The organism is Actinosynnema sp. NPDC037264, from assembly GCF_055603705.1.
The window spans coordinates 1-23,574 of the sequence record NZ_JBVJVK010000074.1; the positions used below are offsets into that span (position 1 = coordinate 1).

Genomic DNA, 23,574 nt, shown 5'->3' on the forward strand with positions numbered 1-23,574 from the left:
GGCCCTTACGGGCACCCCAGGCAGGCCAAAGCCGGGCAGGCCTGGCGGGAAAAGCGTCCGCCAGGCCTGCCCGGCTTCGACCAGCCTATGGCACCCGAACCCATGTCAAATCGGGCCTAGGTGGGGGTGCTGCGGGTCCGTTGTGGGTGGGTGGGGTCGGGTGGTCTCGGTGCGGGTGTGCGGGTCCGTTGTGGGCGGGCGGGGTCTGGTGGTCTCGGTGGGCGGGTGGTGGATCACTCGGTTGGGCGAAGAGTGGAACCTGGGACAACCCGAATCGCATGTCTTCCGTTAGCCGGATAAAACGGCGGCCCGGCGGCGGACAGGTGTGGCGAGGGTGGAAGAGGGTGGAAGGGGGGTGGGGAGGGGCGGAGGTGCGGTGTGGTGGTGGGTGGTGGCGGGGGTCGGGGTTAGTGGAGGTTGATCCAGTAGCGCCGGATGACACCGTGGTCGGTGGGGTGGGTGCCGTCGTAGATGCCGCCGTTGCGCTCGATCGTCTTGGCCGACGCGGTGTTGGTGTCTTCGCAGACCAGCAGCACGCGGTGCAGGGTGAGGGAGCGGGCCTCGTCCAGCATGCGGCCCAGGGCCCAGGTGGCCAGGCCCCGTCGGCGCGCGGAGGGGCGGATGCCGTAGCCGATGTGGCCGAAGGTCCGCACGTGGTCGTCAGGGGTGAGCCGGAGTGCGATGCCGCCGAGCACGTGGCCGTCCTCGACGATCCACCGGCACACCGAGCCGGGCCTGTCGGCCATGCGCGCGACCCAGGTGGCGAACCCCGCAGGCGAATCGACCTCGTCGGACGGGAGCAGGCCGAAGCCGTCCTCGTGGACGCCCGGGCCCCAGTCGTCGCGTGCCGCCAACCAGGCGTCGTGGAGGCGGGTGATCGGCGCGATCAGGTCCGGCACGGCCCGAGCTTCCTCAAGATCCGTTCCGGGCGATGAGCATTCCGCCCGGGACTTCGTCGTCGGGGCCGATGAGGACCTGCGCCTCGATGGTGAAGCCCGCGTCACGCAGCCAGCCGGCCACTCGCTCGACCGGGCGGCGGTGGACGTGGACGGACATCGGGTGGCCGCCGTAGCCCTCGGTCTTGAGGCGGGCGCGGTCGCCTACGTGGAAGCCGAGCATGACGACGCCGCCCGGCCGCAGCACGCGGTGGAAGTGGGTCAGGACCGCGGGGATCTCGCGGTCCGGGATGTGGATGATCGAGTAGAACGCCAGCACGCCGCCGACGGAGTCGTCGGCCAGGTCGAGGTCGGTCATGGAGCCGACGTGGAAGCGCAGGTCGGGGTGGCGCCGGCCGGCGAGCTCGACCATCCGGGGTGAGAGGTCGACGCCGAACACGTCCAGGCCGAGGCCGTGGAGGTGGGACGTGATCAGGCCCGGTCCGCAGCCGATGTCGGCGACCGGGCCGCCGACCTCGCGGGCGGCCTCGGCGAACATCGCCAGGACGCCCCGCAGCAGCGGGGTCTTCGCCAACGCCTCGCCCGCGATGTCGAGGTAGCTCTCGGCCACCGTGTCGTAGGAAACCCTGGTGTCGGTCAGCCAGTCGTCTGCGCTCACCGCGGTGACGTTAGCGGCGGCGGTTCGGGGGCCGGGTCAGGGGAGGAGCTTGTACGGGGGCTCCAGCCGGGGGTCGCTCCACCGCAGCGCGCCGGCGCAGGGCGCGGAGTCCAGCCGGCGGACGGTCAGGGTGAGCTCGCGCAGCGGCTGCCGCACGTCGATGTCCAGCTCGATGGTGGGGTTCTCGGCGGTCAGCGTCCCGCTCATGCGGTCGCCGGCGACGACGGTCCACTCCACGCGGCTGTCGGGGCAGTCGGCGTGCTCGTGGACGAGCGTGCCGGTGACGGCCGTGATGTCCTCACGGCCGGGTTCCCACGTCGTGGTGACGGCGCCTCCACCGGACAACGGCCACCGGTAGGACGACGTGTCGGAGCAGTTCTTCATCCCGGCCTCGTCGAAGGCGCACGGGTGGTCGAACGAGTCCTGCGCGGGGACGTCGCCGCCGACGTGGGTCATCGAGACGGGCGCGGCCCAGATCGCCGTAGCGAGGCTCACCCACGCGAACACCACCCAGGCGGCGAACTTCACCCCGCGCCTCCCCACGACCCGCGCCGTGGCCAGTGTCGGGCAGCGGAGCCGGACGGGGCAAGCGTCACAGGGGGCGGTTTTGCCCGTGGCGGGCGGCTCGGTGAAGATGGCCCCGATGCGAGACGACCTCCACGTCCGGGAGCTGGCTGCGGTGAGTTGCGGTACCTCGGTCGATCGCGTGGCCGCCCCGTGACCGGGGTCGGGTTGGAGACCATCGCCCGCGAGTGGGGGCGGATCGGGTGCGTCGGGTTCGGCGGGCCGCCCGCGCACATCGCGTTGCTGCGGGACCTGTGCGTGACCCGCCGGGGGTGGCTGTCCGATCGCGAGTTCGAGGACGGCATCGCGGTCACCAACCTGTTGCCCGGGCCCGCTTCCACGCAGCTCGCGATCCTCTGCGCGTGGCGGCTGCGCGGCGCGGCGGGCGCGGTGGTCGGCGGGGTCTGCTTCATCGTGCCGGGGTTGGTGTTGATCCTGGCGCTGGCCGTGCTGTTCCTGGCCGACAACGCCCCCGCGTGGGTCACGGGGGCGGCGGCGGGCGCGGGGGCGGCGGTGCCGGCGGTGGCGGTGCACGCGGCGTGGGGCCTGATCCCGGGCAGCTACCGGCGGGTCGGCGCGGCGTGGGCGGCACGGGTGCGCTGGGCGGCGTACCTGGTGGTCGGCGCGGTGGCGGCGGCGGTGACCGGGCCGTGGTTGGTGCTCGTGCTGGTCGCCGCCGGGTTGGTGGAGATCGCGGTGCGGACGCCGCCGGGCCGGGGCGCGAACTGGCCCGTGGTCCTGGCCCTGCCCGCCGCCGGGGGCGGGCTGGGCGCGTTGACGTGGGTGGCGGCCAAGGTCGGCGCGCTGTCGTACGGCGGCGGTTTCGTGATCATCCCGTTGATGCGGCAGGACGCCGTGCACACGTACGGGTGGATGACCGACGCGCAGTTCCTCAACGCGGTGGCGCTCGGGCAGATCACCCCGGGACCGGTCGTGCAGACGGTCGCGGTCGTCGGCTACGCCGCCGCCGGGCTGGGCGGCGGGCTGCTGGCCGCGTTCGTGGCGTTCGCGCCGTCGTTCGTGATGGTCATCGCGGGCGGCCCGAGGCTGCAACGGCTGCGGGACGACGACCGGGCCCAGGCGTTCCTCACCGGCGCGGGCGCGGCGGCCATCGGCGCGATCGCGGGCTCCACCGTGCCGCTGGCCTGGTCGCTGCACGAGCCGTGGCAGTTCGTCCTGCTCGGCCTCGCCGTGCTGTGGCTGCTGGCGCTGCGCCGGGGCGTGGTGAGCGCCCTGGTCGCCGCGGGCGTCGTCGGCGCCCTGATCCCGCTGTTCTGAAGCGGGGCCGGGGCGCCGACGACCGGACCTCAGTCCATGGCCGCGCGCAACGACGCCGGCCGCATGTCGGTCCACACCTTGTCGACGTGCGCCGAGCACTCGTCCTTGGTGCCCTTGGTGCCCTCGAACCGCCACCCGGCGGGCACGTCGTGGTGCGCGGGCCACAACGAGTACTGGCCCTCGTCGTTGACCAGGACCTGGTACGTGATGTCGTCCCTCATGCCTCGTTCTCCTCCTGTGTTCTCGCATACCCGCGCAGTGTCGGGCTGACTGTGACGAAAACCGTGATGACGAAGATGCCCGCCGCGCAGACCACCACGGCGGCGCCGGCCGACAGCGCCTCGGTCAGCACGCCGCCGACCAGCGGACCGGCCGCGCCCGCGCCGCCCACGACGACACCCATCACCCCGCTGAGCCGTCCGCGCAGCTCGTCGGGGGTGAGCAGCAGCTGGTGGGTGCTGATCGTGGTGTTGGCGGTCGGCGCGAGGAAGCTCATCAGGGCGAACAGCACCCCGATCAGGTAAGCCGACTCGACCGCCAACGCGCACGGCACCAGCAGGGTCAGCACCCAGAACACCGACGCGATCGACCGGTGCGGCCCGAGCACGCGGTGCAGCCACGGCGCGGCCAGGGCGCCGAGCACGCCGCCGACGCCGAGCATCGCCGCCATCACGCCGATCTCGCCGAACGACGCGCCCCGGTCGCGCACCAGCACGAGTACGACCACGTAGAACGCGGTGAAGAACAGGTTCAGCACCACCGCGCACAGCGCCGTCACCCGGATCTCCCGCCGGCCCCACACCCACCGCAGGCCCTCGCCGATCGACCGCAGCAGGTGCGGGTGCGACCCGACCGGCGCGGACGGCGGCACCCGCAGGAACAGCAGCGCCACGAACGCCACCACGTGCGTGGCCAGGTCCACCAGGAACGGCAGCCAGCGGGTCACCGCGAACAGCGCGCCGCCCAGCGCCGTCCCCGCCATCTGCCCCAACGACGACCGCGCGCTGTTCATCGCCACGGCCGTCGCCAGCTGCGACTCCGGCACGAGCCGCGGCAGGCACGCGTCCTCGGCGGGCTCGAACAACGCCCGGCACACGCCGAGCACCGCGGCGACCGCCATGACGTGCGGGATCGTGACCGCGTCGACCCACATCGCCACCACGAGCCCGCCCAGGGCGACCACCTGGGCGGCCTCGCAGCACAGCATGATCCGGCGGCGGTCCCACCGGTCGACCAGCGCGCCGGCCGGCAGCCCGACCAGCAGCTGCGCGGTGGCGTCCACGGTCAGCACGAGACCGGACAGCACCGGCGACTCGGTCAGGAACAGCACCAGCAGCGGCAGGGCCAGCATCGACGCGCTGAACCCCACCTCGGCCAGCGCCTGACCGCCCCACAGCAGCGTGTAGTTCCGGTTGCGCGCCAGGGACGTCGTCACAGCGCACCCCGGCAGTCCGCGGCGATCGCCCGCAACGCGGCGGCGAAGTCGGCGGCCACCGCCCCGATCTCCGCGCCCGAGTGCGCCGACGGGTGGTAGTACCAGGTGAAGCCCAGCGTCCGGCCCGCCTCGCCGACCACGTCGAGCACGTGGTCGGCGGTGTCGGACGGGTCGTGGTCCGCGCCGACGGAGGGCCGCACGGCCCGGTAGAGGCCGCTCGACCGGTCCGAGCCGCCGTCGAACTGGCCCAGGTAGTTGAACGACACCGCGGGCCGCCCGCCGTCGGGCACCAGGCCGTGCTGCCGCAGCGGCCCGTACCCGAACCCGTTGCCCGGCACGGCCCGCAGCTGCCGCCGCACCGCCTTGACCCGGTCGCGCCAGCTGCCGTCCGGCACCTCCAGCGACACCGGGAACACCGCGGTGAACCAGCCGACGGTCCGCGAGAGGTCCACGTCCAGCACGTCCTCGCGCCCGTGGCCCTCCAGGTCCACCGCGACCCGCGACGATCCCGTCCACCGGGACAACGCCCACGCCAACGCGGCCAGCAGCACGTCGTTGATCCGCGTGCGGTAGGCGGCGGGCGCGCCGCGCAGCAACGCGTCCGTGTCCTCCTCGGACAGCTCCACGGTCACCGCCTCGGGCGGCCCGGACGGCGCCGGGAACGGCGGGAACGACCGGGTCCAGTGCTCGACCTCGTCGGCCAGCCCGCCGCCGAGCACGTGGGCCTCCAGCCGCCGCGACCACTCCTGGTACGAGGTGGTCTTGGCGCCGAGGTCCTCGCCCCGGTAGGCGGTCTCCAGGTCGTCCAGCAGGATCCGCCACGACACCCCGTCGACCACGAGGTGGTGCGCCACGAGCAGCAGCAGCGGTTGGTCGTGCCCGGATGGTTCGGCACGGAACAGCACCGCCCGGAACAACGGACCGGTGGCCAGGTCGAACGAGGCGTGCACCTCGTCCGCGACCTCCTCCAGCCCCGCCACCCCGTCCACGACGGTCAGCACGTCGACGTCGCCCACGTCGTCGTTGTGCTGCCGCCACACCCCGTCGACCGAGGTGAACCGCAGCCGCAGCGCGTCGTGGTGGGCCACCAGCACGCCCAACGCCCGCCGCAACGCCGCCACGTCCACCGCCGGGTCCAGCTCCACCAGGTGCGACTGGTTGAAGTGGTGCGGGTTGCGCCGCCCGGACGTCAGGAACCAGTGCTGGATCGGCGTCAGCGGCACGTCGCCCACCACCGGCGCCCGGTCGGCCGACGACGCGACCTCCACCGCGACGTGCGGGGCGAGCGCCGCCACGGTCTGGTGCACGAACAGGTCACGGGTGGCGAACCGGTAGCCGGCCTGCCGCGCCCGCGCCACCACCTGCATGCTCAGGATCGAGTCGCCGCCCAGCGCGAAGAAGTTGTCCTGCGCGCCCACCTTCGGCACGCCGAGCACGTCGGCCCAGACGGCGGCCAGCGCCTCCTCCACCGGCCCGGCCGGCGCGACGTACCCGGCGCCGAGGAGCGCGCCGAAGTCCGGCTCGGGCAGCCTCGCCCGGTCCACCTTGCCGTTGGGGCTGATCGGCAGCGCGTCCACCGGCACGAACACCGACGGCACGAGGTAGTCCGGCAGCGACTCGCCCAGGAACTCCCGGACCTCCTCCACCCGGGACGACCGCGCGGCCTCGCCCACGACGTACGCGACGAGCCGCTTGTGGCCCCGCGCGTCCGCCCTGGCCACGACGACCGCCTCGCGCACGTCCGGGTGCCGCAGCAGGGCCGTCTCGATCTCGCCGAGCTCGATGCGGAACCCGCGGATCTTCACCTGCTCGTCGGCCCGGCCCACGAACTCCAGCACGCCGCGCCCGGTCCACCGCACCACGTCGCCCGTGCGGTACATGCGGGACCCCGCCGGAGAATCGGACTCGGCGGCGTACGGGTTCGCCAGGAACCGCGACGCGGTCAGCCCCGGCCGGTCCAGGTACCCGCGCGCCAACCCGACGCCGGACACGTACAGCTCGCCGGCCACCCCGATCGGCACCGGCCGCAGCTCGCCGTCCAGCACGTGCACGCGCGTGCCGGGGATCGGCCGGCCGATCGGCGGCACGCCGCCGGGCTCCAGCGGCCCGCTCCACGACGTGACCACGGTGGACTCGGTCGGACCGTAGGCGTTGATCATCCGGCGGCCCGGGGCCCACCTGCGCACCAGGTCCGCCGAGCACGCGTCGCCGCCCACCACCAGCGTGCGGAACGTCGGCAGCGGCACGTCCGGCACGGTGGCCAGCGCGACCGGCGGGATCAGCGCGTGGGTCACGCCGAACGTCTGGATCACTTCGGCCAGCTGGTCGCCCAGCAGCGGTCCGGGCGGCGGCACCACGAGTGCCGCGCCGGCGGGCAGGGCCATGCACAGCTCCAGCACCGACGCGTCGAAGCTGGGGGAGGAGAACTCCAGCACCCGGTCGCCCGGCGTGACCTGGAAGTGCTCGATCTCGGCCGCCGCGAACGTGGCCAGGCCGGCGTGCGACACCACCACGCCCTTCGGCCGCCCGGTCGACCCGGACGTGTAGATCACGTACGCCGGGTGCTCCGGCCGCACCGCCACACCGGGGTCGGTGTCGGGCTGACCGGACACGTCGAGCGGACCGTCCAGCACCACCAGCGGCCGGGCGTCGTCGAGCATGAACGCGATCCGCTCGGCCGGGTACTCCGGGTCGACGGGCAGGAACGCGGCGCCGGCCTTGAGCACCGCCAGCTCCGCCACCAGCAGGTCGACCGAGCGGGGCAGCCGCAGCGCGACGATCCGCTCCGGGCCCGCGCCGAGCCCGATCAGGTGGTGCGCCAACCGGTTCGCGCGGGCGTTCAGCTCGACGTAGGTCACGTCGGCGGCACCCGTCAGCGCCAACGCGTCGGGCGTGCGCGCGACCTGCGCCTCGACCAGCTCCACGAAGCCGGGCCCGTCGACGGCGGGCCCGGTCGAGCCCCACGCCGCCAGCAGCTCCCGCTCGGCCGGCGGCAGCACCGGCAGCGCCCACAGCGGGCGGTCGGGGTCGGCCGCGATGCCGGCCAGCAGCACGCCGAGGTGCTCGACCAGCCGCTCGACCGTGCCCGCGTCGAACAGGTCGGTGTTGTACTCGACCGACCCGTGCAGCCCGCCGTCGGGCGCCTCGGTGAACTCCACCGTCACGTCGAAGCTGCTGCTCACCGTGGGCTGCTCGACGTCCTCCGCGTCGAGCCCGGGGAAGCCCGCCGCCTGCGGCGCGTTCTGCAACGCCACCACGGCCTGGAACAGCGGCGTGCGGCTGGTGTCGCGGTCGGGCCGCACCGCGTCCACGACCCGCTCGAACGGCACGTCCTGGTGCGCGAACGCGTCCAGCACGGTCTCCCGCGTGCGGGCCAGGAACTGCGGGAACGTCGCGGTCGGCTCGACCCGCGCCCGCAGCGTCACCGTGTTGACGAAGAACCCGACCAGGTCCTGCGTCTCCGGCAGGTCGCGACCGGACGCCACCGTGCCGACCGCGAAGTCGTCCTGCCCGGACCACCGGTGGAACAGCACCTCACAGGCGGCCACCAGCGCCATGAACAACGTGCCGTCCACGGCCCGCGCCAGCTCCCGCAGCCGGTCCGCGACCTCCGCCGGCACCGCGAACCCGGTCTGCGCGCCCGCCGTCGTCTGCACGGGCGGCCGCGGCCGGTCCGTCGGCAGCTCCAGGGCGGGCACGCCGGCCAGCTGGTCGCGCCAGTAGTCCAGCTGCGCGTCCAGCGGCCGTGCCCGTTGCCAGGCGGCGAAATCGGCGTACCGGACGGGCAGCGGCGGCAGCTCCTCGCCGCCGTACAGCGCGGCCAGGTCGGACATCAGCACGCCACCGGACCAGCCGTCGGTGACGATGTGGTGCATCGTCAGCGCCAGCACGTGGTCCTCCGGTCCGCGGCGCACCAGCACCGGCCGGAACAACGGCCCCTCGGCCAGGTCGAACGGCTCGGGCGCGGGCACCTCGTCCACCACCGGCAGCGTGACGTCCGCCGGCCGCACCACGGCGACCGGCAGGCCGTCCACCGCCGGGAACGTGGTCCGCAGCGACTCGTGCCGCTCGACCAGCGCCCTCAACGCCCGCTCCAGCCGCGGCACGTCCAGCGCACCGCGCAGCCGCACGGCCAGCGGCGTCACGTACTCGGTGCCGCCGGGCTGGAACTGGTCCAGGAACCACAACCGCTGCTGCGCGAACGACAGCGGCCCGTCACCGTCCACGCGGGTGATCTCGCGGCCGGTCGACGCGGACCCGGACAGCCGGGCCGCCAGCGCCGCCACGGTCGGGTGGTCGAACAGGTCGCGCGGCGAGACGTCGAAGGACGACCGCAGCCGCGACACCACCCGGATGCTGGAGATCGAGTCGCCGCCGAGGGTGAAGAAGTTGTCCTCCGCGCCCACCTCGGCCAGGCCGAGCACGTCGGCCCACACGTCCGCGACCAGCCGCTCGGCCCCGGTGCGCGGCGCGACGAACCCGCCCGCCGCCGACGCCTCCCGCTCCGGCGCGGGCAGCGCGGCCCGGTCCAGCTTGCCGTTGGCGTTGAGCGGCAACCGCTCCAGCGCCACGTAGGCGGTCGGCACCATGTAGTCCGGCAACGACCGCTCGACGTGCTCGCGCAACCCGGCGGCCGCGGCCGTGCCGGCGGGCACGTAGTAGGCGACCAGCCGGTCGTCCCGCACGATCACCGCGACCTGCGCCACGGCCTCGTGCGCGGCCAGCACCGCCTCGATCTCGCCGAGCTCGATGCGGAACCCGCGGATCTTCACCTGCTGGTCCGCGCGCCCGAAGTACTCCAGCCTGCCGTCGACCCACCGGGCCAGGTCGCCGGTGCGGTACATGCGCGTGCCGGGAGGGCCGAACGGGTCGGCGGGGAACCGCTGCGCGGTCAGGCCCGGCCGGTCGAGGTAGCCGCGCGCCACCCCCGGACCGGCCACGAACATCTCGCCGACCACGCCGGGGGCGACGGGCTGCAACTCGTCGTCGAGCACGTAGACGCGCAGGTCGGGGATGGGCACGCCGATGGAGCCGTCCGCGTGCGTCCAGGTGACGTGCACGGTCGTCTCGGTGATCCCGTACATGTTGACCAACGCGCCCGAGCCGCGCCACGCGGACACCTTGCGCAGGTCCAGCGCCTCACCGCCGAAGATCACGTACCGGACGTCGAGGTCGGGCGCTTCCTCCAGCAGCTGGTAGAACGCCGACGGCGTCTGGTTCAGCACGGTCACGCCCTCGTCGGCCACCAGCCGGGCGAAGTCGCGCGGCGACCGCGACACCTCGTACGGCACGACGACGAGCCGGCCGCCGTGCAGGAGCGGTCCCCACAGCTCCCAGACGGAGAAGTCGAAGGCGTAGCTGTGGAACAACGTCCACACGTCGTCGGGCCCGAAGCCGAACCAGTGGTCGGTCTCGGAGAACAACCTGACCACGTTCGAGTGCGGGATCACGACGCCCTTGGGCCTGCCGGTCGAGCCGGACGTGTAGATCACGTACGCGGCGTTGTCCGGTCGCAGCGGGACGTCCGGGGCGTCGGTCGGCAGCCCGGACAGGTCGGGCAGCCCGTCCAGGGTCACCGCCGGCCGGGCGTCGGAGATCATGGACGCGATCCGGTCGGCCGGGTACGACACGTCCAGCGGCAGGTAGGCCGCACCGGACTTCAGCACGCCCAGCACCGCGACCACGAGGTCGAGCGAGCGCGGGAAGCGCAGCGCCACCAGTGATTCCGGGCCCGCGCCGGCCGCGACGAGGTGGTGCGCCAACCGGTTGGACCGCTCGTCCAGCTCCCGGTAGGTCAGGCTCGCGCCGCCGCACGTCACCGCCGGCGCGTCCGGCGTGCGCGCCGCCTGCGCGGCGAACAGCGACGGGATGGTGTCCTCGACCACCGCGCCGGACGACGTGCCGTTCCACGACACCAGCACCTGGTCGCGCTCGTCGTCGGACAGCCACGGCAGCTCGAACACCCGCCGCCGCGGGTCCGCGCCGATCGCGTCGAGCAGCCGGGCCAGCCTGTCGCCGAGCGCGGTGATCGTGCCGGCGTCGAACAGCCGGGGGTCGTAGGTCAGCTCCACGTGCAGGGAGTCGTCCACGTACGCCCGCACGGTCAGCGGGAACGACGTGGTGTCCAGGCTGTCCACCTCGCCGATGCCCGGCGCGCCGTCCGGCGAGTCCTTCTCGACCGGGTAGTTCTCGAACGCGAGCAGGCTGTCGAACAGGCGCGTGCCCGCCCACCCCTGCACCTGCGCGAGCGACACGTGCTCGTGCCGGCGGGACTCGGCCTGCGAGTCCTGCAACCGCCGCAGCCAGGTCACCACGTCGGCGTCGGGCTCCACCGACACCCTGGTCGGCACGGTGTTGATGAACATGCCGACGATCGACTCGACGCCGGGCAGCTCCGCGGGACGGCCGGACACCGTGCTGCCGAACACCACGTCCCGCCGGCCCGAGGTGCGGGCCAGCAGCACCGCCCACGCGCCCTGGACCAGCGTGTTCACCGTGAGGCCGTGCGTGCGGGCGACCGCGTCCAGCCGGTCGGCGGGCAGGTCCAGCACGACCTGCGCGGACGACTCGGCGCGGTGCGCCTCGGTCGGCCGCCGGTCGAACGGCAGGGCGGTGGGCTCCTCGAACCCGGCCAGCACACCGCGCCAGTACGACTCGACGGCCGACTGGTCGACCTCGGCGAGCCACGCCAGGTAGTCGCGGAACGGCCGCCGCGCCGGGGCCGTGCCGCCCGCGTACTCGGTGAGCACCTCGCCGAACACCTGCGCGGTGCTCCAGCCGTCGAGCAGCAGGTGGTGCGAGGTCCACAACAGGTCGATCGCGGTGTCCGACGGCCGCCCGACCACCAGCCGCATCAACGGCGCCGCGGTCAGGTCGATGCCCGCCGCCGCGTCGGCCGCGACCACCTCGTCGGTCACGTCGGCGTAGGTCACCGGCACGGTCACGCCGCGCCGCACCACCTGCACCGGCTCGTCCAGCCCTTCCCACACCACCTCGGTGCGCAGGACGGGCGTGCGGTCGACCACGCGTTGCCACGCCTCGGCGAACCGCCGCGGATCGTCCACTCCGGACAGTCGCACGCGCAGCTGGTTCACGTACGCCGTGCCGTCGTCCACCAAGCCGTGGAACAGCATGCCCGCCTGCAACGGGGTCAGCGGGTAGACGTCCTCCACGTCCCGGTCGACGATCCGGTCCACCTGCTCGGCGGTGAGCTTCGCGAGCGGGAAGTCCGACGGCGTGCGGCCCCACGCGTCCGGCCCGGCGCAGTGCGCGACGATCCCGCGCAGCGCGTCGACCATCCGGTCGGCCAGCGCCCGCACCGCGGCCTCGTCGTGCGCCTCGGTGGAGTACTCCCAGTCCAGCACCAGCTCCCCGGACGACACCGCGGCGCTGATGTCGAGCAGGTGCGGGCGCACGGCGTCGTCCGGCACCTCGCGGCCGTGGTCGAGGTCGTCGAGCTCGGCGTCGTACTGGCCCAGGTAGTTGAAGCACACGCGCGGCAGCGGGCCGGTCACGCCCCGGTCCCAGTACTTCAGGGCCTCGTAGCTCAACCCCTTGTCGGGCACGGCGCGCAGCTGCTCCTTCACCGACTTGAGGGCCGCGCCCCAGTCCCCGTCCGGCAGTTCCAGCGCCACCGGGAACTCGGCGGTGAACCAGCCGACCGTGCGGGACAGGTCGACGCCGTCGAACAGCTCCTCCCGGCCGTGGCCCTCCAGCGTCACCAGCGCCCGCCCGGCGAACGCCGAGGCCAGCGCGGTGAGCAGCACGTCGTTGACCTGCGTGCGGTAGGCGTCGGGCACGGTGTGCAGCAGCGCGTCCGTCTCGGCCTTGCCCAGCCGCACCGACACGCTGCGCGCGGTGCCCGCCGAGGTCGGCACGGGCTCCTCCACCGGCACGTCGGCCCAGTGCGGCAGGGCGGCGTCGAACCGGCCCTCGCGCACGTGCCGGTCCAGCCGGTGCGCCCACTCGGTGAACGCCGTGCTCTTCGGTCCCAGGTCGCCGCCGTTCAGCGCGGTGCCCAGGTCCTCCAGCAGGATCCGCCACGACACCGCGTCGACCACCAGGTGGTGCGCGGTGACGAACAGCCTGCCGTCGTCGAACAGCACCGCGCGCAGCAGCGGGCCGTGCCGCAGGTCGAGACCCGTGCGGGCGAGGTGGGCCTCGGTGGCGAGGTCGCCCGAGGCGAGGCGGAACACCTCGGCGGGCTCCACGTCCGCCACCTCCTGCCGCCACTCGCCGTCGACCTGCGTGAACCGCAGCCGCAGCGCGTCGTGGTGGGCGACGACGGCCCGCACGGCGGCCCGCACCGCGGCCGGCTCGACGTCGCCGAGCTCCACCACGACCGACATGGTGAAGTGCGCCAACGGCCCCTGCTCGGCGAAGAACCAGCGCTGGACCGGGGTGAGCGGCACGGGCCCGGTGACGGTCTCGTGCGTCGGCCCGGTGTCGTCGGTGACGGCGAGCGCGAGGTCCGCGACGGTCTGCCGGAGGAAGACGTCCTTGGACGTCAGCTTCAGCCCGGCCTGCCGGGCCCGGGACACGACCTGCATGCTCAGGATCGAGTCGCCGCCCAGGGCGAAGAAGTTGTCCCGCGCGCCGACCCGGTCGACGCCGAGCACGTCGGCCCAGATCTCGGCGAGCGTGGCCGCGACACCCGGTTCGGGGGCCACGTACCCGGTCTCGGTGAACGTCGGCGCGGGCAGCGCCCGCCGGTCCACCTTGCCCGCGGGCGTCATCGGCAGCGCGTCCAGCGCCACGAACGCCGACGGGACCAGGTAGTCCGGCAGCCGCTGCTTGAGCCAGCCGGCCAGGTCGGTGGCCGTGCCCGCGGTGTAGGCGACGAGCCGCTGGTGGCCGTTGTGCTCGCGCGCCACCACCGCGGCCTGCGCCACGTCCGGGTGGTGCAGCAGCGCCGCCTCGACCTCGCCCGGCTCGACCCGGAAGCCGCGGATCTTCACCTGGTCGTCGGTGCGGCCCAGGTATTCGAGGGCGGCTTCCGCCCCGTCCCCGGTGGGGACCCACCGCACCTTGTCCCCGGTGCGGTACATCCGCGCGCCGGGCCCGCCGAACGGGTCGGCCAGGAACCGCTGGGCGGTCAGGCCCGGCCGGTCGTGGTAGCCGCGGGCCACCTGCGCACCGCCGAGGTAGAGCTCACCGGGCACGCCGACCGGCACCGGGCGCAGGTCCTCGTCGAGCACGTGGGCGACCAGGTTGAGCAGCGGGCGGCCGATCAGCGCGCGGTCCCCGGTGACGACGGTGGCCACCGAGTCGACCGCCACCTCGGTGGGGCCGTAGTAGTTGTGCGCGGTGGTGCGCGACGTGGCCAGCGTCCGCCACAGCGCGTGCGGCAGCGCCTCGCCGCCGAGCATCACGGTCGCCGGCACGTGGTCGCCGTCGAGCAACCCGGCCGGGATGAGCTGCTGCACGTACGACGGGGTCAGGTCGAGGAAGTCCACGTGGTGCTCGCGGACGTACTCCACCAGGGCGGCCGGTTCGAGCCGGACGTCGTCGGTGATCACGTGCAGCTCGTGGCCCGCCGCCATGAGCAGCGGCCCTTCCCACGACGTGTCGAAGGAGAACACGGCGGTCACCGCGACCCGCGTGGGTTCGGCGGCGAGCACCCGGTGGTGGTCGTGCACCAGGTTGGTCAGCTGCCGGTGCTCGACCACGACGCCCTTGGGCACGCCGGTCGAGCCGGACGTGTAGATCACGTAGGCGGCTTGGTCCGGCCGCACGACCACGTCCGGGCGCGTGGCGGGGTAGCCGGCGAGGTCGGGCGCCTCGTCCAGCACGAGCGCCGGGCGCGCGTCGCGCAGCAGGAAGTCGACCCGGTCGCGCGGCAGGTCCCGGTCCACCGGCAGGTACACCGCGCCCGCCTTGTGCACGGCCAGGATCGCCACCACCGAGTCGGCCGACCGCGGCAGCGACACCGCGACCACCCGCTCCGGACCCGCGCCCGCGGCCAGCAGGTAATGCGCGAGCCGGTTGGCCCGCGCGTCGACCTCGGCGAAGGTCAGGCGGGTGTCGCCGCACACCAGCGCGCCGGCGTCGGGCGTGCGCCGCGCCTGCTCCTCGAACACGGCGGCGAACGTGGTGTCGGGGACGTCGAGCCGCGCGCCGTGCCCGTCGGGCTCGTCGCCGAGCAGCAGCGGCAGCTCGCCCACCGGGCGGTCCGGCGCGGCCGTGACGCCCTCCAGCAGCACCAGCAGGTGCCGCGTCATCCGGTCGACCGTCTCCGCGTCGAACAGGTCGGTGCTGTACTCGACCGCGCCGCGCAGCTCGCCGTCGACCTCGCCGAACTCGACGGTGAGGTCGCACGTCGAGGTCACCAGCGGCAGCTGGAGGTCCTCCACCCGCAGGCCGGGCAGCTCGGGCGCGTCGGCGCCGAAGTTCTGCATCAGCACCATGACGTCGAACAGGGCGTTGCGGCTGGGGTCGCGGTCCGGGCGGACGGCGTCCACCACCCGCTCGAACGGCACGTCCTGGTGCGCGAAACCGTCCCGCACGGTGGCCCGCACGTCGGCCAGGACCTCCGTGAACGACCGCCGCGGGTCCACGGTGGACCGCAGCACGACGGTGTTGACGAACAGGCCGACCACGTCGTCCAGCTCGGCCCGACCGCGACCGGAGACCGCCGTGCCGACCGCGATGTCGTCCTGCCCGGTGTAGCGGGCCAGCAGCACCTTCGTGGCCGCCAGCAGCGCGGTGAACAGGGTGTCGCCGTGCTCGGCCGCCAACGCCTTCACGGCCTTCGCGACCGGCGTGGGCACGGTGAACCCGTGCATCGCGCCGGTGGTGCCGCGCACCGCCGCCCGCGGCCGGTCGGTCGGCAGCTCCAGCGGCTGGACGCCGGCCAGGCGCCCGGCCCAGTGGTCGACCGCGGGCTCGGGCAGCCAGGCCGTGTAGTCCACGTACTGCACGGCGAGCGGCGGCAGCTCCTCGCCCGCGTAGAGCGCGCCGAGGTCGCGGGCCAGCACCCCGGTGGACCAGCCGTCGGTGACGATGTGGTGCAGCGTCAGCACGAGTACGTGGTCCTCGGGCGCCACCCGCACCAGCCGGGTCCGGAACAGCGGCCCCTCGCGCAGGTCGAACGGCGTGCCGACCTCGTCGAGCAGCACCGCCTCCCAGTCGGAGTCCTCGACCGCGAGCGGCACCTGGAACGGCTCGTGCACGAGCTGCACGCCGTCGTCGAACGTCGTGCGCAGCGACTCGTGCCGGGCCACCAGGCCGTCGAGGGCACGCCGCAGCGCGTCCGGGTCGAGCGGTCCGCGCAGGCGCAGCGCGGTGGGCGTGACGTACTCCGTGCTGCCCGCCTCGAACTGGTCCAGGAACCACAACCGCCGCTGCGCGGGCGACTGCGGGTGGACGAGCGGGGGGTGGACGCCATCGCGCGGGATCACCGGGATGGCGTCCACCGCACCCTGACCGGACCCCGCCCCGGAGCTGATGGCGGAGGCGAGGCCGGACACCGTGGGGTGGTCGAACACCGCGCGCGGCGACAGCTGCACGCCGAACGCGGCGCGCAACCGCGAGGTCACGCGGATGCTGAGGATCGAGTCGCCGCCGAGGCGGAAGAAGTCGTCCAGCGCGCCGACCCGGTCCAGCCCGAGCACGTCGGCCATCACGTCGGCCACGACGCGTTCGGCGTCGGTGCGCGGCGCGACGAACCCGCCGGCCAGGTCCGGCTCGGGCAGGGCCTTCCGGTCCACCTTGCCGCTGGGCGTCAGCGGCAGCTCCGCCAGCACGACGACGGCCGACGGCACCAGGTAGTCGGGCAGCGCGCGGGCCAGCGCGTCGCGCGGGTCGGTCTCCGGCGCGCCGGTCACGTACCCGATCAGCCGGTTGTCGCGGACGACCACGGCCGACTCCCGCACACCGGGCACGTCCAGCAGCGCCGCCTCGACCTCGCCGGGCTCGATCCGGAAGCCGCGGATCTTGACCTGGTCGTCGGCCCGGCCCAGGTATTCAAGGAGTGCCGGCTGTGTCTCATCGTCGGCTCCGCCGATGGCTAACCACCGCACCCGGTCACCGGTGCGGTACATGCGCGCGCCGGCCGGGCCGAACGGGTCGGCGAGGAACCGCTGGGCGGTCAGGCCCGGTCGGTCCAGGTAGCCGCGCGCCACCTGCGGGCCGCCCAGGTACAGCTCGCCGGGCACGCCCGGCGGCACCGGCCGCAGGTCCGCGTCCAGCACGTACGCCGACAGGTTGGCCAGCGGTCGCCCGATGACCGGGCGGTCGCCGACCACCGGCGTCGCCACCGAGTCGACCGCGACCTCGGTGGGGCCGTACTGGTTGAAGCCCGCCACCGGCGAGGCGGCGATCTCCCGCCACAGCGCCGCGTCCACCGCCTCGCCGCCCAGCATGATCACCCGCAACCCGGACTCCAGCAGCCCGGCCTGCACCAGCTGCCGCGCGTAGGACGGGGTGAGGTCGACGGTGCCGATGCCGTGCTCGGCGACGTACCGGACCAGCGCGGGCGGGTCGAGCCGCAGCTCCTCGTCGATCACGTGCAGCTCGTTGCCCGCCGCGAGGAACAGCAGGCCCTCCCACGACGTGTCGAACGAGAACGTCGCGGTGACCGCGAACCGGGTCGGCTCGCCCATCAGGGCCGCTTCGTTGGCGTAGTACAGGTTCGCCAGTTGCCGGTGCTCGACCACGACGCCCTTGGGCGTGCCCGTCGACCCGGACGTGTAGATCAGGTAGGCGGCCTGCTCGGGGCGCAACGCCACGGCCGGCGGTGCGTCCGGCAGCCCGGCCAGGTCGGGCACGGCCTCCAGCACCAACGCGGGGTCCGCGTCGCGCAGCAGGAAGTCGATCCGCTCGGCGGGCAGCCGCGGGTCGACCGGCAGGTACACCGCGCCCGCCTTGAGCACGGCGAGCACGGCCACCACCAGGTCGGCCGAGCGCGGTAGCACGACCGCGACCGTGCGCTCCGGCCCCGCGCCGCGCGCGAGCAGGTGGTGCGCCAGCCGGTTCACCCGGGCGTCCAGCTCGGCGAACGTGAACGCCGTGCGCGAGCCCGTGCGGTCCTGGAAGACCAGCGCCGTCGCGTCCGGCGTCCGGCGGGCCTGCTCGGCGAACACCTCCGGGTACAGCGCCGAGGGCGTGTCCAGCGCGGTCCGGTTCCACTCCACCAGCACCTGGCGCCGTTCGGCGTCGGTCAGCCAGGGCAGGTCGGCGATCCTGGTGGTCGGGTCGGCCGCGATCGCCCGGACCAGCTCGCGCAGCCACCCGGCCAGCCGTTCGGCGGTGGCGGCGTCGAACAGCTCGGGGTCGTAGGCCAGGTCCAGGGTGAGCCGGTCGGTCAGGGACGCGCTCACCGTCAACGGCACCGTGGTGTTGTCGACCGCGTCGATCTCGACCACGCGCGGCCCGTCGCCGTCCCGTTCGAACGGGTAGTTCTCGAACACCACCACGGAGTCGAACAGCCTCGTTCCGGCCCACTGCTGGATCTCGGCCAACGACGTGTGCTCGAACCGCCGCGACTCGCTCTGCGCCGCCTGCAGCTCGCGCAGCCACGCGCCCACCTCGGCCGCGCCGTCCACGACCGCCCTGGTCGGCACGGTGTTGATCAGCATGCCGACCATGGACTCGACGCCGGCCAGCTCGGCCGGGCGGCCGGACACCGTGCTGCCGAACACCACGTCCGCCTCACCGGAGGCACGGGCCAGCAGCAGCGCCCACGCGCCCTGCACCACCGTGTTCACGGTCAGTCCCGCCCGCTGCACGGCGTCGCCCAGGTCCAGCGAGAACCGCACCGCCGCGGACGCCTCCGAGCGGTGCGCCCGCGTGGGCGCGCGGTCGAACGGCAGCGGCGTCGGTCCGTCCACGTCGGACAGCACGGACCGCCAGTGCGCCTCGGCCGCGCCGCGGTCCTGCTCGGCCAGCCAGCGCAGGTAGTCCCGGAACGGCCGCCGCGCGGGCAGCCGGGCGGGCGTGCCGGTGACGATCGCCCGGTACTGCTCCAGCACCTCGCCGAACACCTGACCGGTGCTCCAGCCGTCCAGGATCACGTGGTGCGACGACCAGACCAGCTCGACCCGGTCGTCGCCCGACGGCGTGACCTCGACCCGCAGCAACGGCGCGACGCCCAGGTCGAACGGCGCGTCCACCGGCCCGCCCGGCAGCTCCACGTGCCGGTGGACGACCTGCACCGGCTCGGCCACCCCGTCCCACACCACGCTCGACCGCAGCACGGGCGTGCGGTCCACGACCCGCTGCCACGCCTGGCGCAGCGCGTCGGGGTCGCGCACGCCGTCGAGCACCAGCCGCATCCGGTCGACGTACGCGCCGGGCTCGACCAGGCTGTGGAACACCATGCCCGCCTGCAACGGCGTGAGCGGCAGGATGTCCTCCACGTCCGGCCCGGCCAGCGCGTCGACCTGCTCCTGCGTGAGCCGGGCCAGCGGGAAGTCCGACGGCGTGCGACCGCCGGCGCCGGGCCGCGCGCAGTGCGCCACGATCTCCCGCAGCGCCTCCAGGGTCCGCTCGGCCAGCCGCCGCACGGTCTCCTCGTCGTGCACGTGCTCGGAGTACTGCCAGCTCAGCTCCAGCTCGCCGCGCTCGACCAGGCCGGTCACCTCGATCAGGTGGGTGCGCGGTCGGTCGGCCGCCAGGTCCTCGCCGACCGCGTCGCGCCGGGCCCGGTAGAAACCGCCGTCGGCCACGTCGAACCGGCCGTGGTAGTTGAACGAGACCTGCGGCAGCTTCCCGCCGCCCAACGCCTCGAAGCTCAGCCCCCGGTGCGGCGCCGCGCGCAGCGACTCCTTGACCGACTTGAGCGTGCGGCCCCAGTCGTCGCCGGGCTCCAGCACCACCGGGAACTGCGTGGTGAACCAGCCGATCGTGCGGTTGAGGTCCACGCCCGGCAGCAGCTCCTCGCGGCCGTGGCCCTCCAGCGCGACGCTCACCTCGTCCCGCCCGGTCCACTCGGCCAACGTCCGGCCGAGCGCGCTGAGCAGCACGTCGTTGACCTGCGTCCGGTACACCGGCGGCACGGCGGTCAGCACCGCGTCCGTGGTCGCCCGGTCCAGCCGCACCGACACCACGCGGGTCGACCCGGCCGTGTTCGCGCCGTCGCGGTCGACCGGCAGCGCCTCGGGCTCGGGCAGCGAGTCCCAGTGCTCCTGGGCGTCGTCCAACGCGCCGGACGCCACGTGCTCGGCCAGCCGGTGCGCCCACTGCGTGAACGACGTGCCGACGGGTTCCAGCGGCACGCCCCGGTAGGCCTGCTCCAGGTCGGCGAGCAGGATCCGCCACGACACGCCGTCCATCGCCAGGTGGTGCACGGTCAGCAGCAGCTTCGGCCGTGCGCCGGGGAAGAACACCGCCCGCAGCAACGGTCCCGCGACCAGGTCGAGGCCGCGTTGCGCCTCCCGTGCCGCGGCCTCCACGTCCGCGTCGACCTCGACCCGGAACACGTCGGCCTCGGTGTCCGCGACCTCCTGCGCCCACCGCCCGTCGACCTCGCGGAACCGCAGCCGCAGCGCGTCGTGGTGCCCGACGACGGTCCGCACGGCGGCGCGCAACGCCTCCGCGTCCACCGCAGGCTCCAGCTCGACCAGCAGCGACATGGTGAAGTGCGCCAGCGGCCCGTACTCGGCGAAGAACCACCGCTGGATCGGGGTGAGCGGCGCGGGCCCGGTGAACACCGGTTCCGGCGCGGTCTGCACGGCCTGCGACACGACCAGCGCCAACTCGGCCACGGTCTGGTGCCGGAACACGTCGCGCGAGGTCAGGTGCAGCCCGGCCTGCCGCGCGCGGGACACCAGCTGGATGGACAGGATCGAGTCGCCGCCCACCGCGAAGAAGTTGTCCTCGACGCCGATCCGCTCCGCGCCGAGCACCTCGGCCCAGATCCGGGCCAGCTCGGCCTCCGCCGGGGTGCGCGGCGCGACGAACTCGCCGGCGGCGACCGACTGCGGCGCGGGCAGCGCGGCCTTGTCCAGCTTGCCGTTGGGCGTCAGCGGCAGCCGGTCGAGCTCGACGAACGCCGACGGCACCTGGTAGTCCGGCAACGACTTCCGCAGGTGCGCGCGCAGGTCGACCGGCGCGGTGGTCACCACGTAGGCGACGAGCCGGGTGTGCCCGTCGTCCTCGCGGGCGACGACGACGGCCTCGGTGACGTCCGGGTGGGTGGAGATGGCGGCCTCCACCTCGCCCGGCTCGACCCGGAACCCGCGGATCTTGACCTGGTCGTCGGTCCGGCCCAGGAACTCCAGGACGTGCCCCCGCGCCTGGTCGTCGGCTCCGCCGACGGGAACCCACCGCACCCGGTCACCGGTGCGGTACATGCGCCCGCCTGGCCCGCCGAACGGGTCGGCCAGGAACCGCTGCGCGGTCAACCCCGGCCGGTCCAGGTAGCCGCGGGCCACCTGGCCGCCCGCGATGAACAACTCGCCCGGCACGCCCACCGGCACGGGCCGCAGGTCGTCGTCCAGCACGTGCGCGGTCACGTTGCCCAGCGGCGTGCCGATGACCGGCCGGTCGCCCGTGACGCGGCACGACACGGCGTCCACCGTGGTCTCGGTGGGGCCGTAGAAGTTGTGCGCCCGCAGCCCGGTGGCCACCAGGTCGCGCCACAGCGCCGAACCCAGCGCCTCGCCGCCGAGCACCAGCACCTTGGGCCCGTCCTCGGCGCTCAGCAGGCCGTCGGCCAGGAGTTGCCGGACGTAGGACGGCGGCAGGTCCAGCAGGTCGATCCGGTGCTCGCGGGCGTACCCGATCAACGCGTGGGCGTCCAGCCGCACGTCGTCGGTGAGCACGTGCAGCTCGTGGCCGTCGGCCATGAGCAGCACGCCCTCCCACGACGTGTCGAACGAGAACACCGCGCTGAGCGCCACGCGCATCCGGTCGCCGGCGAACGTCTCGCGGTGGTCGTGCAGCAGGTTCACCAGGTGCCGGTGCTCGACCACGACGCCCTTGGGCAGGCCGGTCGAGCCCGAGGTGTAGATGACGTACGCGGCGTTGTCGGGCCGCAGCGGCACGTCCGGCGGGGTGTCCGGCAGGCCGGAGGTGTCGACCGGCGCGTCGATCACCCGCACCGCGCCGGATTCCTCCAGCAGGTGCGCGTACCGCGCCTCGGGCAGGCCGGGGTCGACCGGCAGGTACACCGCGCCCGCCTTGAGGATGCCCAGGAGCGCGACCACCCAGTCCAGCCCGCGCGGCAGCGCCAGCGCGACGATCTGCTCGGGCTCGACGCCGTCGGCGAGCAGGTGGCGCGCGAGCCGGTTGGCGCGGGCGTCCAGCTCGGCGAACGTGAGCGACTCCCCGTCGCACACCAGCGCGGTGGCCTCCGGCGTGCGGCGGGCTTGTGCCTCGAACAGCGCCGGGAACGTGGTGTCCGGCACCGCCCGCGCCGGCCCGCGGCCGTCCGGCTCGTCACCGAGCAGCATCGACAGCTCGGCCATCGGCCGGTACGGGTCGGCGGTGATCGCACCCAGCAGGGCGAGCAGGTGCCGGGCCATCCGGTCGACCGTCCCGGCGTCGAACAGGTCGGTGCTGTACTCGACCGCGCCGTGCAGCCCCTCCGGCGTCTCGGTGAACTCGAAGGTCAGGTCGAAGTTCGACCACGCCCGGCCGAGCGGGTGCTCCTCGACGCGCAGGCCTGGTAGGTCCGGCAGGCCGCGGCCCACGTTCTGCAGCACCACCATCACGTCGAACAGCGGCGTGCGGCTGGGGTCGCGTGACGCGCCCACCGCCTCCACCACCCGGTCGAACGGCACGTCGTCGTGCGCGAACGCGTCCAGCGCCGTCCGGTTCGCCTCGGCCAGGAACTCCGCGAACGACCGCGAGGTGTCCACAGTGGACCGCAGCACCACGGTGCCGACCAGGAAGCCGACCAGCCCGGCCAGCTCCGGCCGGTCGCGCCCGCTGGTGACCGTGCCGACCGCGATGTCGTCCTGACCGGTGTAGCGGGCCAGCAGCAGCTGGCCGGCGGCCATCAGCGTGGTGAACAGGGTGGTCTCGTTGACCCGGGCCAGCTCGGCCAGGTCGCCCGCCAGCCTCGCGGGCACGGTGAACCCGTGCGTCGCGCCCGCCGACGTGCGCTCCGCCGGTCGCGGCCGGTCGGTCGGCAGGTCCAGCGGTACGACACCGGCCAGCCGGTCGACCCAGAACCCGGTGTCCACCGGCCGTTCGCGCTGCCAGACGGCGTAGTCGGCGTACTGCAAGCGCGGCTCGGGCAGGGCTTCGCCCCGGTAGAGCGCGCCGAGCTCGTCGGCCAGCACGCCGAGCGACCAGCCGTCGACGACGATGTGGTGCGAGGCCAGCAGCAGCACGTGCGCGTCGGCCGACTCGGTCAGCAGGGCGGCCCGGAACAGCGGGCCGTGCCGCAGGTCGAACGGCTCGTCCAGCACCTCGCGCAGGTCGGCCACGGCGACCAGGTCGAGCTCGAGGTCGTCGTGCACGACCTGCACCGGGCGGCCGTCGACCTGGTCGAACGTCGTGCGCAGCGACTCGTGCCGGCGCACCAGCCCGCGCACCGCGTCGGTGAGCCGCGGCAGGTCCAGCGAGCCCGTGAGCCGCAGCGCGATCGCGCTGGTGTACTCGGTGCCGCCGGGCTGGAACCGGTCCAGGAACCACAGGCGCTGCTGGCCCGCCGACAGCGGCAGCGGCCGGTCCCGGGGCGCGGGCGGGATCACGTCGACCACGGGCGCGGCCCGGCCGGCGAGCCGCGCGCGGAGCTTCTCGCGGAGGTGCTCCGGCAAGGCGGAGATGCGGTCGTTCTTGGACGTGGTCATGAC

Annotated in this window: 7 protein-coding genes; 1 reads left to right on the forward strand and 6 read right to left on the reverse strand. The window is 74.2% G+C overall.

All coding sequences use genetic code 11. The annotated features are described in order from the left end of the window. Window positions 1–407 precede the first annotated feature (407 nt). The 3 genes from ACZ7GX_RS40605 to ACZ7GX_RS40615 are packed head-to-tail and all read right to left on the reverse strand — an operon-like array spanning window position 408 to window position 2,082. Window positions 408–899 carry a GNAT family N-acetyltransferase gene (locus tag ACZ7GX_RS40605; RefSeq protein WP_498785254.1) on the reverse strand — a complete coding sequence of 164 codons (492 nt, stop codon included), beginning with the start codon at window positions 897–899 and terminating at the stop codon, window positions 408–410. 13 nt (window positions 900–912) lie between these two features. Continuing rightward, window positions 913–1,554, reverse strand: a complete 642-nt coding sequence (locus ACZ7GX_RS40610; RefSeq protein WP_498785256.1) for a class I SAM-dependent methyltransferase — start codon at window positions 1,552–1,554, stop codon at window positions 913–915. Between the two features lie 36 nt (window positions 1,555–1,590). Beyond that, a complete protein-coding gene (locus tag ACZ7GX_RS40615; protein ID WP_498785258.1) occupies window positions 1,591–2,082 on the reverse strand; it encodes a hypothetical protein in 492 nt (163 codons plus the stop codon). Window positions 2,083–2,271: 189 nt separating this feature from the next. Here ACZ7GX_RS40615 and ACZ7GX_RS40620 point away from each other — a divergent pair, with 189 nt between their 5' ends. After that, window positions 2,272–3,396, forward strand: a complete 1,125-nt coding sequence (locus ACZ7GX_RS40620) for a chromate transporter (RefSeq protein WP_498785260.1) — start codon at window positions 2,272–2,274, stop codon at window positions 3,394–3,396. A 29-nt stretch (window positions 3,397–3,425) separates the two neighbouring features. Here the strand turns inward: ACZ7GX_RS40620 and ACZ7GX_RS40625 are convergent, their stop codons facing one another. The 3 genes from ACZ7GX_RS40625 to ACZ7GX_RS40635 are packed head-to-tail and all read right to left on the reverse strand — an operon-like array spanning window position 3,426 to window position 23,571. After that, the gene (locus tag ACZ7GX_RS40625) at window positions 3,426–3,617 is read right to left on the reverse strand and encodes an MbtH family protein (RefSeq protein ID WP_230568599.1); all 192 of its coding nucleotides are present in this window, start codon (window positions 3,615–3,617) and stop codon (window positions 3,426–3,428) included. Next, window positions 3,614–4,831, reverse strand: coding sequence for an MFS transporter (locus ACZ7GX_RS40630; protein WP_498785263.1), 1,218 nt, complete (start codon window positions 4,829–4,831; stop codon window positions 3,614–3,616). The genes ACZ7GX_RS40625 and ACZ7GX_RS40630 overlap by 4 nt, the downstream gene beginning before the upstream one ends. Further along, complete coding sequence (locus ACZ7GX_RS40635) at window positions 4,828–23,571, reverse strand: non-ribosomal peptide synthase/polyketide synthase (protein WP_498785265.1); 18,744 nt, start codon at window positions 23,569–23,571, stop codon at window positions 4,828–4,830. The genes ACZ7GX_RS40630 and ACZ7GX_RS40635 overlap by 4 nt, the downstream gene beginning before the upstream one ends. Window positions 23,572–23,574: the final 3 nt, after the last annotated feature.

Excerpts from the sequence above, each read along its gene's own strand:
- ACZ7GX_RS40625 (WP_230568599.1), bottom strand. The coding sequence starts at position 3,617 with ATGAGGGACGACATCACGTACCAGGTCCTGGTCAACGACGAGGGCCAG.
- ACZ7GX_RS40635 (WP_498785265.1), bottom strand. The coding sequence starts at position 23,571 with ATGACCACGTCCAAGAACGACCGCATCTCCGCCTTGCCGGAGCACCTC.